Genomic DNA, 14,178 nt, shown 5'->3' with positions numbered 1-14,178 from the left:
ATAGTTGCTCCTCTTCTTTTTCCCAATAGGACCCCCATTTATGTATAAAATATATCCATTTGCAAAATCTAAATCTATATATCGCCTGTGAAAGGGGTACTAAACCAAATGGATGAAAAAAATATACACTTAACCGCTGCCGAAATTGCTTCTGTATGGACAGGATATATGAATGATACGCTGGCAAAAAGCATTTTGAGTTTTATGTTAAAGCATGTGGATGACCCTGAAATAAAGCCTGTTGTCCAGCATGCCTATGACAATTTCACAAATCAAATAGACCAGCTGCATCAGATTTTTGAAGAAGAAAATTTTGCAGTCCCAAATGGATTTACGGAGAAAGACGTCAATATGAAAGCTCCCTGGCTTTTCACCGATGTTTTTTGTTTAACCTATGTGACGCATATGGCAAGGATCGGGATGATTACTTACAGCGGGTTTGTCACGATGAGTATAAAAAAAGAAATACGGGATTACTCCATACAAGCGCTTCAGGACATGGCGGCGCTTTATGATCATGCTGTGGAAATTGCTCTGAAAAAAGGAATCAATGCGAGACACCCCTATATTGAGTCTCCAAAGCAAATCGATTATGTGGACAGCAAAAAATATTTTAGCGGACTCAATCCATTTAGTGATAAACGGCCATTAAATGCCATTGAGATATCTCATCTCTATATGAACATCCAAACAAATGAAATGGGGGTAAGATTGTGCCTTGCGTTTGCTCAGACCTCTCCTTCCAAAGTTGTACAGGATTTTATGATCAGATGTAAAAATGTTTCTCAGAAACATATAAAAATATTCGTGGATAACTTGATGGCGAATGATATTGGAGCACCGCAAGTACCTGATATAGCAGTAAGTGACTCTACAACACAAACCTTTTCCGATAAATTAATGATGTTCCATATGTCCTTGCTCATGTCTGCAGGAATCGGAAATTATGCTACTGCGGCAGCAGCCAGTCAGCGATTGGACCTGGCGGCAAATTATGAACGGCTCTCTATGGAAGTTGCTAAGCTTGCAAAAAGCGGTGCCGATATCATGATTGATAACAATTGGCTGGAGCAGCCTCCAGGTACGAGAAATCGAGAAAAACTGGCAAAGAATAAGGAGAAGAATTGATACCATTTATCATTTTGAATCTTACGGAAAAAACATCGGCTTTTGCTGAATTGCAAGGCCGAATTTTTTCTTGAAAAATCAATGATGTATCTAATAGCAAGCATCATTAAACAAGGCAGCCGTTTATTATTAAGCCAATTTGGTCAATAAAAAATACATCTTCACAAATTATCTCCGTTTAGTTGTTGAACCTTTCCTTACTCTGAATATGGCTTTTATACCAAAATGAAACTAGCGAAACAGCCCTCCCTGAATGGATGATAAGAAAATTAACAAAGCGGGTGAACCAATGGAGACGACGTTATCAAGAAAAAGCAAGAAGCTTGAAGCAGTACTTTGGAGCATTGCTCTGCCTGGATTTGCTCAGTTACTAAATCGTCATTATATAAAGGGGATTATGTTTATTGGATTGGAATTCTTAGTTAACGTGATGGGAAATTTGAATACAATTATTGTATTGAGCTTCAACCTTAAAATCGAGGAAGCCATCGCACAGACTAACTATTTATGGTTAATGTTTTATCCGTGTTTATATTTCTATGCGATATGGGATGCTTATAGAGATGCGGGCGGCGGGGAAAAAGCCTTCTCATATCTGCCGCTTGTTTTTTCTGCCTATTTTGTTACTGTTGGCGTCGTTTTTTCGCCCAGCTTCACCATTGCAGGTCATTTGATTGGTCCACTATGGCTGCCGATTCTGTCTACACCAGTCGGTTTGGCAGTCGGCGGACTGATCAGATGGATTTTATTAAAAATATATATGGACAGAGAAACTGAAGAGGTTCTCTAACCATGCTTTCAGGCGATTGCTTCGCCTGATAAAAAGTTTATTTATTACGGATTGCAGTCCGCATTCGCACCTAACCATATCCTGTTTCTTCATGCTTTACTTTCACTTGGATGTTATCAATATTTATTCCAATAAATATAAAAAATTTATGTTGGAAACACATTGCATTACTTCTTTCGTTCTAACCCTATTCCGCCGCTTCCTTCGAATACCGGATAATAATATTCGTTGGGGGAGCGGAAAAAAATATACGGAAATACATTTTTGGAGGAAAAATCACATGACATCGACATATAATGCTCCTTTATCATCTGCAGAAATTTCACAGATTTGGACGACATATCAAGAAGATACTGCTTCAATTTGTATGCTGAAATCTTTTGTGAAGACAGTGGAGGATCCGGAAATCTCTGCATTACTTCAGCATGCCTTGGAATTATCTGAATCACATATTCCTAAGCTGACAAATTTTTCACAGGTGAAAGCTGACCTGTACCTCTTGGGTTTACAGAAGCAGACATTAGTTTAAGTGCTCCAAGACTATATACAGATGGATTTATGCTATATTACTTGCAAATGATGGGGATTCTAGGAATGAACGCTTACAGCATAGCTATTGGCACAGCAGTCCGCTCAGATATCCATAATTATTATTCGGAATGTATGGCTGAAACCGTTGATCTTCATAAAAGGGCCAACAGCCTGTTATTAGACAAGGGGTTATTTGTGCGGGCACCTGAGATCACTCCGCCCGATCGTATTGCGTTTGTGACCGACAGCAATTTCCTAGGTAAATGGATGGGAGAAAATCGTCCTCTCACTGCTTTGGAAATCTCGAATCTTTTCGCTAACAGCCAACGGAATTTATTAGGAAAATCATTACTGATTGGTTTTAGTCAGGTGGCCAATAATCCGGCCGTCCGTAAATACATGGTGAAGGGAAAGGAAGTTGCGGAGAAGCATGTCGAGGCTTTTAGTTCAAAGCTCAATCAAGATCTTCCAGCTTCTGCTACATCAGATGCAGGAATTACCGATTCGACCGTTTCTCCTTTTTCAGACAAGCTCATGATGTTTTTTACAAGCAGTCTCATTGCCGCCAGCATTGGTTATTACGGAAGCAGTATAAGCATGGATGCCCGTAAAGATCTCGTCACTGACTATTCGCGTTTAACCGTTGAAATCATGAAATACTCTGCCGAGGGTGCCAAACTTATGATTGATAACGGTTGGATGGAAGAACCTCCTCAAGCAAAGAATAGAGATAAGTTAGCAAAAAAGGGGTAGAAGGTTGAAAATTAGGTTATAAAAATCAAAAATGTACGCTTCTCTCTTGCAGCGTACATTTTATTTATCCTAAAAAACAGGAAAATATATGGAAGAAAAGGAGCCTGCCCAAATGAAAATCGTACTGCTTGATCCCCTTTCTTACGTGACTATTCTACAGGTCATAATGAAAACACATTAAAATTTATAAAAAAGATGTCTATATAGCACTAGTTAAAGCAAAAATCTTCATTATAATACGGCCATCATTCTTATTTTTCTAGAAAGAACCCTCCCAGTATAGGTACTAATACACCTATCTTAAGCATTCATTCACCAATATGCGTTAATCCAGGATTAGGAGCGTGCGTATATGCAGCCTACTTGGCAAGACATTTTTGACTTGGCAAAACAGTCTAGAGACATGAAATTGGAATACTGGTTAAATGAAAATCTATTCACCCCCAGCTGGTGGATTCTTTTTGTGACAACAATTGGCGCCTTTATTATCTGGCTGGTTCTTTTAGATAAAAAACGAATCATGGAGATGCTGATATACGGGTTTTTAGTTACATACATTGCTGTAATAGCAGACGCCATTGGTGTCGCATTATTGTTATGGCATTATCCAAATACATTATTACCTGCACCTTTGATTGTTGAAGTACACAGGGTACAGATGCCTATTATTTATATGCTGATCTATCAGTATTTCCCAGCATGGAAACCCTTTTTGATTGCTGTTACCATTAATGCATTCATTTTCGCTTTTATTCTTGAACCTGCATTAGTGTGGTTAAACGTATATGAACCTTATCACTGGAAACATATCTATTCATTCTTACCTTATATTATGATAGCAGCCGGGTTCAAGCTCACAGTAAATAAACTGAAGCAAATGGATCAAAATTATAAATAACTTTTTGGATAAATACATGTATATCACTGCCTTTTCAGAAAGTTAACTGGGTGGAAAATTCATTTGACATGGATGGTACATTTAGCAAAATGAAACCCCTATAAAACCCCAATTGATAGGACATTCTGTATAAAACATTCGTTAAAAGGAAAAGATGTTAAAAAATAGGAAAAGAAGGAGACCGTTCATGGATAATCATGTAACCGATAATACCGGCAGACGTTATAAAGCCCATGTCAGCATTCTTGGTACCACACAGCTTCATCTAAGAAGTCCTTCAATTATTGCGTGGTGGAGCGCTGCTTATCCAGGATTTGGCCATTTGCTTTTATCGAAATATCTTCGCGGATTTGTTTTATTTATTTGGGAAGTTTTTATTAATTTGAATGCGAACATTAATTTAGCCATTCTTTATTCTTTTCAGGGCAAGTTTGAAATGGCTACAAATGTGCTTGACTCTCGATGGCTTTTAGCCTATTTACCCGTCTATTTTTTTGCTATCTGGGATAGTCACCGGACAACGGTAGATATGAACAAAGTTTATATGCTGGCAGAGCGTGAAGACCATCATTTCAATCTATTCAGTATTGGATCGATGGAAATCAACTACTTAGATAAGAGAAACCCTATGATGGCTGCCATTTGGTCAGCTTTTGTGCCAGGTTTGGGACAGCTTTATATCCATAGACTTGTTACGGCCCTCTTCGTTATCAGCTGGACGGTTATTTTTTTGTATTTATCACACCTGCTTGAAGCTGTCACACTTTTGATTTCAGGAGACCTCAGTCAGTCCACTGCTGTTCTAAGAGAGGAATTCTTACTCATGCTACCTTCTATATATGGATTTGCTATTTATGATGCGTATGTCAATACAGTGGAAAATAATAAACTCTTCGAAAAAGAACAGCGGAGATTTTTAAAGGATAATTACCAGGATTCTAATTTTCAAATTCTAAAGGGAGAGAAAGTGAATGAATAATGATGCAAATTTACGCGATACTCGAAAATAATATTTATATCGAAATGGCTATCGCCACGCTTGAAAAAAACGGCATTCCCAAAGCTAGTATTTATGCGGTCCCTCTTGATAATCGGGGGGAAGATCGCAAGCTGTTTGATGGTTTGCATCGATCTGATGGCACATCATTGATTGACATAGGGGTAGCACTTGCTACGGCTTTTTCTGTTATCGGAACCAGTATCGGTTTTGAATTGGCTTGGGGCCCGATTTATTGGGGATTGATTGCTTCGTTTATTGGATTTGTTTTAGGGGTCGCCATCAGACTGTTCACAGAAAAAGTACTTAAAAAGCGGAAAAGACTTCTGAAAGGGAAACACCCAGAGGTTATTCTTATTATTGAATGTGAAAAAACAATGACTGAATTAGTAGAAAATATTCTATGGAAACATTTTGCATTAGGCATAGCAAAAGTAAAATGATTATTCACCTGTATTTGCCATTAATTTACTTTTGCTTTAACTGAAGGAGAGAACATGTATGCAATCTACTTGGAGGAGTGTTATTGAAACATTCCAGCAGTATAGGGATACAAGAACGGAGTACTGGTTACATGAAAACTTATTTACCATCAGCTGGTGGATTCTTTTTGTTACTACTGTTGGTATTTTTATTGTATGGATAATTTTTTTAGATAAAAAAAGAATATTCGAGATCGTCACATATGGTTTTTTTGTTACTGCTGTGGGAGTAATCGGGGACGCAATAGGAGTTTCTTTATTTCTATGGCATTATACAAATACACTATTGCCGGTTTCTCAGATTGCTGAAATACATACTATACAGATGCCTTTTATTTATATGCTTGTCTACCAATATTTTCGTACATGGAAATCTTTTATAGTTGCCTCTACCATAAATGCTTTTGTTTTCGCATTTATCCTGGAACCGCTTCTGGTCTGGTTACAGATATATGAACTGCATGGCTGGAAACATATCTATTCCTTCTTTCCTTATATACTGATAGGGATTGTATTCAAATTCGTGGTGAATAAATTTAAGAAACTGGACCGGTATTATGAATCTTAAAATGCCCCCTTTATCGTGTAAAAGCAGCCTTCTTCTTTCTCTGCCAATGATAAAGGGAGCATAGATTTTGTTTCTTATTTCAACAAGAATTGGCTTTTTCCAGCCTATTTACGAAGCATAGAAGGTAAATCCTGATCTTCCGGCAACAAGGACACATAGTTTTCCGGACCTGCTTCACGGGCACGAAGCTCTTTTGCAGCATCCTCGAGAACCTCTGGATTTTGCAGGACGTCAATGATAGTGCTCGCTATAGCTTTCCCTGCATAAAGCATTCCTTTTTTAGCATAGGAAGTCTTTCCTTGCGATACAACCTGCCATGTATGGAATGGCGTCCCAAAAGTCCAGGTTGCTGCCATCAGCTGTGCAGTAGGCGTCACCCAGCTGACCGCTCCTACATCAGTAGATCCTGATCCTTTGACATATTCCTGCGCCTCGTGATAGGCATCCACTTCATGAATAAGCGGGCGCGCTGCGAGTTCCTTCGCTTTTTCCTTGCCGACCAAGGATGCAGCAAATGCAATATCATCTTCATTTAATGTTTGATAGTACTTCCTGCTTAATTCCAGCTCTTCTTCTGTAAAATGCGGACGCTCTAAGTCCTTCATATTTTTATGGAGCATTTTATCTAACGTTGCATTTTGAACAAGATTGGAGCATACGCCCTCAATGCGGTGTTCCATGGACGTTTCTGTCATTAACGCAGCACCTTCCGCAATTTTTATGAGTCGTTTAAACAAAGCACGCGCCTGGTCGGCATGTGGAGCACGTACAAAATAAGAAACCTCTGCTTCTTTTTGGACAACATTTGGAGACATTCCTCCAGAGTTCGTAATCGCATAATGAACACGTGCTTCATCAATCATATGCTCACGCATGTAGTTGGCGCCGACATTCATTAATTCCACCGCATCAAGCGCACTTCTTCCCAGTTCTGGTGAAGCTGCTGCGTGAGAGCTTATCCCTTTAAAAGTAAAGGTAGAGTGGATAACTGCCAGAGATGGCCCATGGAATAAACCGTTTGTGTAATGCGGATGCCAGGAAAAAGATGCAGCCACATCATCAAATAATCCCGCTTTAACCATATATGTTTTGGCATAACCGCTTTCCTCTGCCGGACACCCATAATAACGGATGGTTCCTTCTAAATGATTTTTCTCTAAGTATTCTTTCACCGCAACAGCCGCAGACATCGACCCGACACCAAGCAGATTATGACCACAGCCATGCCCTGGTCCATAAGGTACTTCTGGATCAAATTCTGTCACACCAGCTTTTTGGCTTAACCCGGGTAAAGCATCGTATTCCCCTAAAATCGCAATAACTGGATCACTATTCCCAAAGCTTGCAGTAAATGCAGTTGGAATATTCGCTACCCCGCGTTCTACCTGAAATCCCTGCTCTTCCATAAAATCCGATGAGTATTGGAAAGACTTTTCTTCTTCATAACGAATTTCAGGTGTTTCCCAAATTTGGTCGCTTACTTTAAAGAAAGCTTCCCGCTTCTGTTCGATAATTTCTTCGATTTGTTTTACAACATCTTCCCTCATTGTTTCTATACATCCCTTTCTACAATGACTTCACTATATATTTTATAGCAAAGCAGACTGCGTTGTATAATGTTTGGTTCTTTTTCTATTTTTAAGAGGATGTTCAGCTATTAAACTATACCTTGAATTCTTAAAACAATTTCTGCAATGATCGCTGATCCCAAAAATGTACCTAAGAATACCATAGAACCAATTACAATACTCTTCCAACCCAATTTCGTGAAATCAGCCAATGAATTACCAATTCCGATAGCGGCATACGCTAACAGCGGAGTAGTAAATGCTTGAATATCTATAGCACTTGCCCATTCAATAACTTGCTCAGAACCAGGCGTTATAGGCAAGGAGACAATAATGGATATCCCTGCAACATAAAGAATGCCCGGTATCGTCTTCCACGGAATAATCATTTTTAAAGCAAAGCCGGCTCCAGCAATTAAAATAATAACCAACATTCCCATTAAGGCCTCTGTCGGGACAACTTTATAACCAATCCAATTTCCTATCAACACAATAATTGCTGATAAAATCAAAGCCAATACCGTGTGAAATAACTGTTTGCTCATGATCCTACCTCCCTCTTTTCTTCCGCTTCCTTATCAGACTTTCTTTTCGTTAACAGATGATACATCTTTTCTGCCAGCGGAAGTGCAATAAAAATAGATACAAAAAAGCCTGTCGCAACGGATAAAATCATACTGGCCGAGGCTAATGATTGAATCTCTGCTGCCATCTCCGGGTATACAGCTGATAGAGAACTGCTTGATGCAGCCATCATACTGGCGCTTCCGACCCCTGATGCCATCGCAAGTGCCAGAGGGTTTAATGGAGTAAAACTAGCCAATAAACTTGCCATTAATCCGAAGAATACAGCTCCAAAGATCGATCCGAATAAATATATCGAAAAAACACCTCTCGTTTCTGGAGAATTAAAACCAAATTTATCACTTATAATAGCCAAACTTCCTTCTCTTGCAATGGAAAATGTCATTCCAATCGCTTCTCGCTTTACTCCTAATAAAATCGCAAGGGGGAGACCCAGTAAAACAGTACCGAGGTTTCCAATTTCCTGCAGTAAAATAGCTGGGCCTACCTGAACAATCATGCTAATTGCCGGGCCAATATTCAGACTTACTTTTGCAACAAGCAACCCTATTAAAGCTGTTGTCATTATTTCTGAATGCTTAAATTGCTTCTCCTTGATAACCGGAGTAAATACCATTGCAATTCCCAATATAAAAGCATAAATCATTGGCAGGATAAGAATCATTCCAGCTCCAAGTTCGAATGAAATGGTGCCGATCGATTCTGCAAGCAATACAATTAAAAGAGCTGCAGCATGCAGCCGCCAATCTTTTAAGTATCCTGGAATTTGTTTCAACATGTTGTCTTCCCCCTCTAGTGACGATATCTTAATTTTTAATTAGTGACGGCAATTCTTGTTCTTCCGGCAAAAGTGATTGATAATTTTCTGAACCGGCCTCACGTTCATATAATTCTTTAACAGCATCTTCTAATACTTCCGGCTTGCGGAGTACATCAATAACCGTACTGGCAATTGCTTTACCCGCAAAGAGCATGCCTTTTTTTGCATAGGTTGTCTTTCCTTGAGATACGACCTGCCATGTATGAAATGGTGTTCCATAGGTCCAGGTTGCTGCAGTGAGCTGTGCAGTTGGTGTCACCCAGCTCACTGCACCTACATCGGTCGACCCTGCCCCTTTTCGATACTCCGGTGCTTCTATATACGGTGTGATTTCATGGATGAGCGGTCTTTCCGCCAATTCTTCCGATCTTTTCTTCCCAACTAGCTGTGCAGCAAAAGCTTTATCATCTTCATTCAATGTTGCGTAATATTTTTTGCTTAATTCTATTTCTTCCTCAGTAAATCCATCTTGCTGCAGCTCCTGCATATTTTTATGAAGCAGTTTGTCCAATACCGAATTCTGAACAAGATTAGAACATGCTCCTTCAATTCGATAGGTCATTTTTGTTTCTGTCATCAACGCTGCCCCTTCTGCAATTTTATTCAGTCGTTTAAATAGCGCACGGGCTTGTTCTCCGTGCGGCGCACGAACAAAATAAGAAACCTCTGCCTCCTGCTGGACCACATTCGGAGACTTTCCGCCAGTATTCGTAATCGCATAATGTACACGGGCTTCATCAATCATATGTTCGCGCATGTAGTTCGCACCTACATTCATCAGTTCGACAGCATCCAATGCACTTCTTCCAAGTTCCGGTGAAGCAGAGGCGTGAGAGCTCTTCCCCTTAAAAGTGAACGTAGCATGAATCACCGCTAAGGATGGTCCATGGAATAAAGAATTGGAATAATGAGGGTGCCATGAGAAGGATGCTGCTACATCATCAAACAGTCCAGCTTTAACCATATATGTCTTTGCATAGCCGCTTTCCTCGGCAGGACATCCATAATAACGAATCGTCCCTTCCAGATTATTTTTCTCTAAGTATTCTTTTACAGCAACAGCTGCTGCCATTGCACCTACACCAAGTAAATTATGTCCGCATCCGTGTCCTGCTCCACTTGTTTCAACGGGGATATATTCTGTCACACCTGCTTTTTGGCTGAGTCCCGGTAAGGCATCATATTCTCCTAATATGGCAATTACCGGTCCCGAATTTCCAAAGTTTGCCACAAATGCTGTCGGAATTCCAGCCACACCGCGTTCCACCTGAAATCCCTGCTGTTCCATAAAATCAGAGGAATAAGCAGCAGACTTTTCTTCTTCAAACCGTATCTCCGGTGTCTGCCAAATCTGATCGCTTACGTTAAAAAATGCTTCTCGTTTTTCTTCGATAATTGCTTCAATTTGACTCGTAACTTTGTTTTCATCTGTCTTCATGCATTTTCGCCTCCATATATAATATTAATAATTATCTTATAGTAAAAATAATTGCAATAATAGTGTATAAACATCTATAATTAATTAAAATATATGTATATTCATCTATCTTCTTACTCTGAAAGGAGCTAATTATGTCAGATAACCTTACATTCATACTTGATGTTCCTTATCAGTTATGGCAAAAAAATAACTCGAATCGATTTAAACAAATAGATAATCACGAATTGCCTATTTTTGAACCGCCAACTCATTTTCCCTTACTTACAAATGATATCGCCTATACCGACGGAGGGTTAAAAACAAGTCAAGACATCCATTTTCAATACGCATATGATGTACGTTATGTCCTTCGTCTCCCTTCCTCTTATAAGCTTTCGGATGATATGGAAGCATTGCTTTCCAGTGAGCTTCCTTTTTATGCTCAAAGAATCATGGAACAGACTCAAAAAAGGCTGCTGCTGAAGATTTACGATTGTATCAATGCCATTACAGCTTTAACCAATCTGGATGAATTACTTTCTAAAATGATTGACACGACAATGGAAGTTATCCCTGAAGCCGATGTTGGCGTGTTATGGGTTTATGATGAACAGGAAAAATGCCTAAAAGTCAGAAAAGCATCCGCCTTGGTTGATAACGAGACAATGAAGCATATGAGAATGAAGCCCGGGGAAGGAATGATTGGTTCCGTATTTCAAGAGGGGGAGGCTAAAGTATATCAGACAAGCAGTGAGGTATTCCAAGCAAGTGCGAATATGTCTAATATGAACCTTCGTTATTTGGGGAGGGCCTATTCTTTTAAAGATGTAAAATCTGTTATATGTGCTCCAGTCAAAGTACAGAAAAAAACTAAATGTGTTTTGATTCTTTATCAATTTAAACAAGCAACATTTGATAAATCTGAATTGGAATTGCTCAAAAATTTCGCTGATCAAATCAGTATTGCGTTACATAATTCGAATATTTTTGAAGCGATGCAGAAACAAAATCACCTGTTACAAAAACGGACAGAAATTCACGAACGACTCGTAAAGCTTTCCTTAGAAAATAAAGGAATTTACCACATCAAACATGCTTTAGAAAAAATTATTGGTTTTTCTTTTTCATTGATCGATGCTTTCCATTTTTCTATTGACGAGGATGAAAATGAGGCTTTCTATCTTATTGATAAACACCTCGAAAAATGGAATGACAGCAAGTCCTTAAGTACATCATTCTATGTCCGGTCTCCCAAGAATTATTTACATCAGGTGTATCCCATCGTGGGTTCGAGTACCTGTTTGGGATACGTTGTTTTTGAGGCAAAAATGACCCTGTCTTCCACACAGCGAATGGTGCTGGAACAAGGCATTCCTATTCTGGCACTTGAATTTACACATCGGCAAACAGAAACAAACAATCAGTTTAAAGTCTCCGAAGAAGCCTTTCAGCATTTACTTCTTGCCGAGACAAATGCAGAGTTGTTAGAAGCGGCCAAAAAACTTAAACTGGAGAAAACACAGCCTGTATTTGCACTTATATTCGAAGTGGCATTGGATATGAATCCTACATTTATAAACTTATATATGCAACGTTTTTTACATTTTCTTAAAAACCAGCTGGAAAAGCACCTACATGTTCTATATACGCAGGATTCATCCATCATTACCTTGCTGAAGGCTTCCACTGCACAAGAAGCAGAAATGCTTGTTTCTAAAGTACTTTCTAATACTTCCGTGAGAGCACGCGCGGGAATTGGAGGAAGAGCAGTTCAGTTTGTTCAAATTAGCAAAAGTTATAAAGAAGCTTATAAAGCGCTAAATCAGCTGCAGGAAAAAAGGATATGGAACAAGCACTTAAATTTCAAAGATATCGGAATCAATCAGCTCTTCCTATCTCATTCAGAAGAAGAAATACGTTCTTTTGTTGATGATTTTTTTGAACCAATCATGGCTCCTAACGGAAATGACTCACATCTCGTTGAAACACTGCAAATTTATATGCAGCATAACCAGAGTATGCAGGAAACGGCAAAAGCTCTTCATATTCACGTTAATACATTATATCAGCGCATTCATAAAATCGAATCCGCTCTTCAGATTTCTTTAAAAGATTCAGAGGATGTGTTAAATGCTCAGCTAGCCTGCTACTTAAAAGAACACTGGGTAATTGATGCTTGATTCAGAAGGAATGATAAAATAAATAAGCCGTATGAATGTTTGATTTCATACGGCTTATTATCCTTCTGGCCTTGCTTGAGTCTTCGGATGGCAAACTTAAGAATCCACCTACTTTTCCGGATACTTCTCCTGTAAAAACATCACCGACTGTTTGATTAATTCCTTTAATATTTCTTCATCAATATCTGCTACTTTATTAATATACACACAGGCCTTGCCAGTTGTATGCTTGCCAAACCTCGCAAGCAAATGCTCCCGCTCTGTATCACCTGTCGCAAAATAAAGACTGATTTTTGCTTTACGCGGAGAGAAGCCGACTAAAGGGGCATCTCCTTCATGACCAGAATCATATTTATAATGATACCTGCCAAAACCGATAATGCTCGGCCCCCACATTTTCGCCTCAAAACCCGTTGCTTCTGTAAATAAATCCAACAGACGGTATGCATCCTCCCGCTTTTTCAGATTTTCTACCCGCTCAATAAATTCCATGACATTGCTATCTGTTTCTTTCGTTTTTAATTGATACATTTATTTCCCCTCATATGCCTTTCGCAATATTTCTATATTCAATTTTTTCATTGGCATCATTGTCTGGTTCACTCTGGCAATTTGTTCCGGGGTTGCTCCCTGCCCCATCATTTCATCCAGGTCACTGGGAGAAATCTGCCAGGACACACCAAACTTATCCTTTAACCAGCCGCACTGCTCTGCTTCAGGTACAGCTGACAACTGTTCAAAATAATGATCAATCTCTTCCTGTGTATCACAGTTAACCAGCAAAGAAACAGCTTCGTTAAATTGAAAACCATGCTCCAGTCCGCTATCCATTGCCGTTATCCAGACATTTTCAAGTGCAAAATCGGAAAACATAACCGCGCCTTCCTTGTTTGGTTCCATTCCTGCGGGATAATAAGCCATATTCCCTTTTTTGCTGTTGTTAAAAATGGATAAATAAAATTGAACGGCTTCTTCCGCCCTTCCTGCATTTTCTCCGGTAAACATCATGGATGGCAGAATTGGCGGGCGTTCTTCGCCTTCCGGGTTCGTCAGAATAAGCTGCCAGGACAATCCATATTTGTCTTGTATCCAGCCATATTTCTTACTGAAAGGATACGAGTCAAGCGGCATCAGCGGAACACCGCCATCAGACAGCTTTTCCCAAGCTGCTTCAAGCTGTTCGGCAGCGTTTTTATCTCTTGCCGGATCAAAATTTACCATAAACGAAATGGATGGATTGAATGAGAAATAAGGCCCTGCACTGATTGCCATAAATCGCTGCCCCCATAAATCAAAAGAAACCAAATCGCAATCTCCTGATGGGGTGTCTGGAATAACCGATTCACTGATTATCTGAGAATCTGGAAAAACGGACGTATAGAAAGCCGCTGCCTCTTTTGCTTCTTTATCAAACCAAAGATGGGGCACAATCTTATTTGTGTCTGCTGTCATTATTAT

The 14,178-nt window shown here is 39.4% G+C and carries 15 protein-coding genes; 9 read left to right on the top strand and 6 right to left on the bottom strand.

The window, feature by feature from the left end; translation table 11 throughout:
- The first annotated feature begins 108 nt into the window (after positions 1-108).
- The 8 genes from ACFO3P_RS06160 (at position 109) to ACFO3P_RS06125 (ending at position 6,147) form a co-directional block, all read left to right on the top strand.
- Positions 109-1,128, top strand: coding sequence for a DUF3231 family protein (locus tag ACFO3P_RS06160; protein WP_379542297.1), 1,020 nt, complete (start codon positions 109-111; stop codon positions 1,126-1,128).
- A 289-nt stretch (positions 1,129-1,417) separates the two neighbouring features.
- On the top strand, positions 1,418-1,918 hold the full coding sequence (locus ACFO3P_RS06155; RefSeq protein ID WP_379542296.1) for a hypothetical protein: 501 nt from the start codon (positions 1,418-1,420) through the stop codon (positions 1,916-1,918).
- 280 nt (positions 1,919-2,198) lie between these two features.
- A complete protein-coding gene (locus tag ACFO3P_RS06150) occupies positions 2,199-2,447 on the top strand; it encodes a DUF3231 family protein (protein WP_379542295.1) in 249 nt (82 codons plus the stop codon).
- Complete coding sequence (locus ACFO3P_RS06145; protein ID WP_379542305.1) at positions 2,438-3,202, top strand: DUF3231 family protein; 765 nt, start codon at positions 2,438-2,440, stop codon at positions 3,200-3,202. Before ACFO3P_RS06150 ends, ACFO3P_RS06145 begins: the two co-directional genes overlap by 10 nt.
- 352 nt (positions 3,203-3,554) lie before the next feature.
- Complete coding sequence (locus ACFO3P_RS06140; RefSeq protein ID WP_379542294.1) at positions 3,555-4,100, top strand: CBO0543 family protein; 546 nt, start codon at positions 3,555-3,557, stop codon at positions 4,098-4,100.
- A 187-nt stretch (positions 4,101-4,287) separates the two neighbouring features.
- The gene (locus tag ACFO3P_RS06135; RefSeq protein WP_379542293.1) at positions 4,288-5,079 is read left to right on the top strand and encodes a hypothetical protein; all 792 of its coding nucleotides are present in this window, start codon (positions 4,288-4,290) and stop codon (positions 5,077-5,079) included.
- Between the two features lie 2 nt (positions 5,080-5,081).
- Positions 5,082-5,540, top strand: a complete 459-nt coding sequence (locus ACFO3P_RS06130) for a membrane protein (RefSeq protein WP_042536045.1) — start codon at positions 5,082-5,084, stop codon at positions 5,538-5,540.
- A gap of 58 nt (positions 5,541-5,598) precedes the next feature.
- Positions 5,599-6,147, top strand: a complete 549-nt coding sequence (locus ACFO3P_RS06125) for a CBO0543 family protein (RefSeq protein ID WP_379542292.1) — start codon at positions 5,599-5,601, stop codon at positions 6,145-6,147.
- 104 nt (positions 6,148-6,251) lie between these two features.
- Here the strand turns inward: ACFO3P_RS06125 and ACFO3P_RS06120 are convergent, their stop codons facing one another.
- From ACFO3P_RS06120 to ACFO3P_RS06105, 4 genes are all read right to left on the bottom strand, one after another.
- Positions 6,252-7,694, bottom strand: a complete 1,443-nt coding sequence (locus ACFO3P_RS06120; RefSeq protein WP_193063053.1) for a M20 family metallopeptidase — start codon at positions 7,692-7,694, stop codon at positions 6,252-6,254.
- A gap of 110 nt (positions 7,695-7,804) precedes the next feature.
- Positions 7,805-8,260: a hypothetical protein gene (locus ACFO3P_RS06115; RefSeq protein ID WP_193063051.1), complete on the bottom strand. Its 456-nt coding sequence runs from the start codon at positions 8,258-8,260 to the stop codon at positions 7,805-7,807.
- Positions 8,257-9,078, bottom strand: a complete 822-nt coding sequence (locus ACFO3P_RS06110; RefSeq protein WP_042532579.1) for a DUF3100 domain-containing protein — start codon at positions 9,076-9,078, stop codon at positions 8,257-8,259. Before ACFO3P_RS06110 ends, ACFO3P_RS06115 begins: the two co-directional genes overlap by 4 nt.
- Positions 9,079-9,106: 28 nt before the next feature.
- A complete protein-coding gene (locus ACFO3P_RS06105) occupies positions 9,107-10,558 on the bottom strand; it encodes a M20 family metallopeptidase (protein WP_193063049.1) in 1,452 nt (483 codons plus the stop codon).
- A 134-nt stretch (positions 10,559-10,692) separates the two neighbouring features.
- Between ACFO3P_RS06105 and ACFO3P_RS06100 the strand changes: the two genes are divergently transcribed.
- Positions 10,693-12,720, top strand: coding sequence for a helix-turn-helix domain-containing protein (locus tag ACFO3P_RS06100; RefSeq protein WP_193063047.1), 2,028 nt, complete (start codon positions 10,693-10,695; stop codon positions 12,718-12,720).
- Between the two features lie 108 nt (positions 12,721-12,828).
- Here ACFO3P_RS06100 and ACFO3P_RS06095 read toward each other — a convergent pair whose 3' ends face one another.
- Together ACFO3P_RS06095 and ACFO3P_RS06090 are read right to left on the bottom strand one after the other, a co-directional pair.
- Positions 12,829-13,251: a DUF1801 domain-containing protein gene (locus ACFO3P_RS06095; RefSeq protein ID WP_193063045.1), complete on the bottom strand. Its 423-nt coding sequence runs from the start codon at positions 13,249-13,251 to the stop codon at positions 12,829-12,831.
- Positions 13,252-14,172, bottom strand: coding sequence for a VOC family protein (locus tag ACFO3P_RS06090; RefSeq protein WP_193063043.1), 921 nt, complete (start codon positions 14,170-14,172; stop codon positions 13,252-13,254).
- Positions 14,173-14,178 lie beyond the last annotated feature (6 nt).

Source organism: Oceanobacillus aidingensis (assembly GCF_042654105.1).
GTDB lineage: Bacteria > Bacillota > Bacilli > Bacillales > Amphibacillaceae > Oceanobacillus > Oceanobacillus oncorhynchi.
The sequence above is the reverse complement of the archived record's forward strand: the minus strand, read 5'-3'. Positions and strand labels throughout refer to the sequence as shown.

What these genes read in the sequence shown, in the direction of transcription:
- ACFO3P_RS06160 (WP_379542297.1), top strand. Translation starts at nt 109, where the DNA reads ATGGATGAAAAAAATATACACTTAACCGCTGCCGAAATTGCTTCTGTA.
- ACFO3P_RS06155 (WP_379542296.1), top strand. Translation starts at nt 1,418, where the DNA reads ATGGAGACGACGTTATCAAGAAAAAGCAAGAAGCTTGAAGCAGTACTT.
- ACFO3P_RS06150 (WP_379542295.1), top strand. Translation starts at nt 2,199, where the DNA reads ATGACATCGACATATAATGCTCCTTTATCATCTGCAGAAATTTCACAG.
- ACFO3P_RS06140 (WP_379542294.1), top strand. Translation starts at nt 3,555, where the DNA reads ATGCAGCCTACTTGGCAAGACATTTTTGACTTGGCAAAACAGTCTAGA.
- ACFO3P_RS06135 (WP_379542293.1), top strand. Translation starts at nt 4,288, where the DNA reads ATGGATAATCATGTAACCGATAATACCGGCAGACGTTATAAAGCCCAT.
- ACFO3P_RS06130 (WP_042536045.1), top strand. Translation starts at nt 5,082, where the DNA reads ATGCAAATTTACGCGATACTCGAAAATAATATTTATATCGAAATGGCT.
- ACFO3P_RS06125 (WP_379542292.1), top strand. Translation starts at nt 5,599, where the DNA reads ATGCAATCTACTTGGAGGAGTGTTATTGAAACATTCCAGCAGTATAGG.
- ACFO3P_RS06120 (WP_193063053.1), bottom strand. Translation starts at nt 7,694, where the DNA reads ATGAGGGAAGATGTTGTAAAACAAATCGAAGAAATTATCGAACAGAAG.
- ACFO3P_RS06115 (WP_193063051.1), bottom strand. Translation starts at nt 8,260, where the DNA reads ATGAGCAAACAGTTATTTCACACGGTATTGGCTTTGATTTTATCAGCA.
- ACFO3P_RS06110 (WP_042532579.1), bottom strand. Translation starts at nt 9,078, where the DNA reads ATGTTGAAACAAATTCCAGGATACTTAAAAGATTGGCGGCTGCATGCT.
- ACFO3P_RS06105 (WP_193063049.1), bottom strand. Translation starts at nt 10,558, where the DNA reads ATGAAGACAGATGAAAACAAAGTTACGAGTCAAATTGAAGCAATTATC.
- ACFO3P_RS06100 (WP_193063047.1), top strand. Translation starts at nt 10,693, where the DNA reads ATGTCAGATAACCTTACATTCATACTTGATGTTCCTTATCAGTTATGG.
- ACFO3P_RS06095 (WP_193063045.1), bottom strand. Translation starts at nt 13,251, where the DNA reads ATGTATCAATTAAAAACGAAAGAAACAGATAGCAATGTCATGGAATTT.
- ACFO3P_RS06090 (WP_193063043.1), bottom strand. Translation starts at nt 14,172, where the DNA reads ATGACAGCAGACACAAATAAGATTGTGCCCCATCTTTGGTTTGATAAA.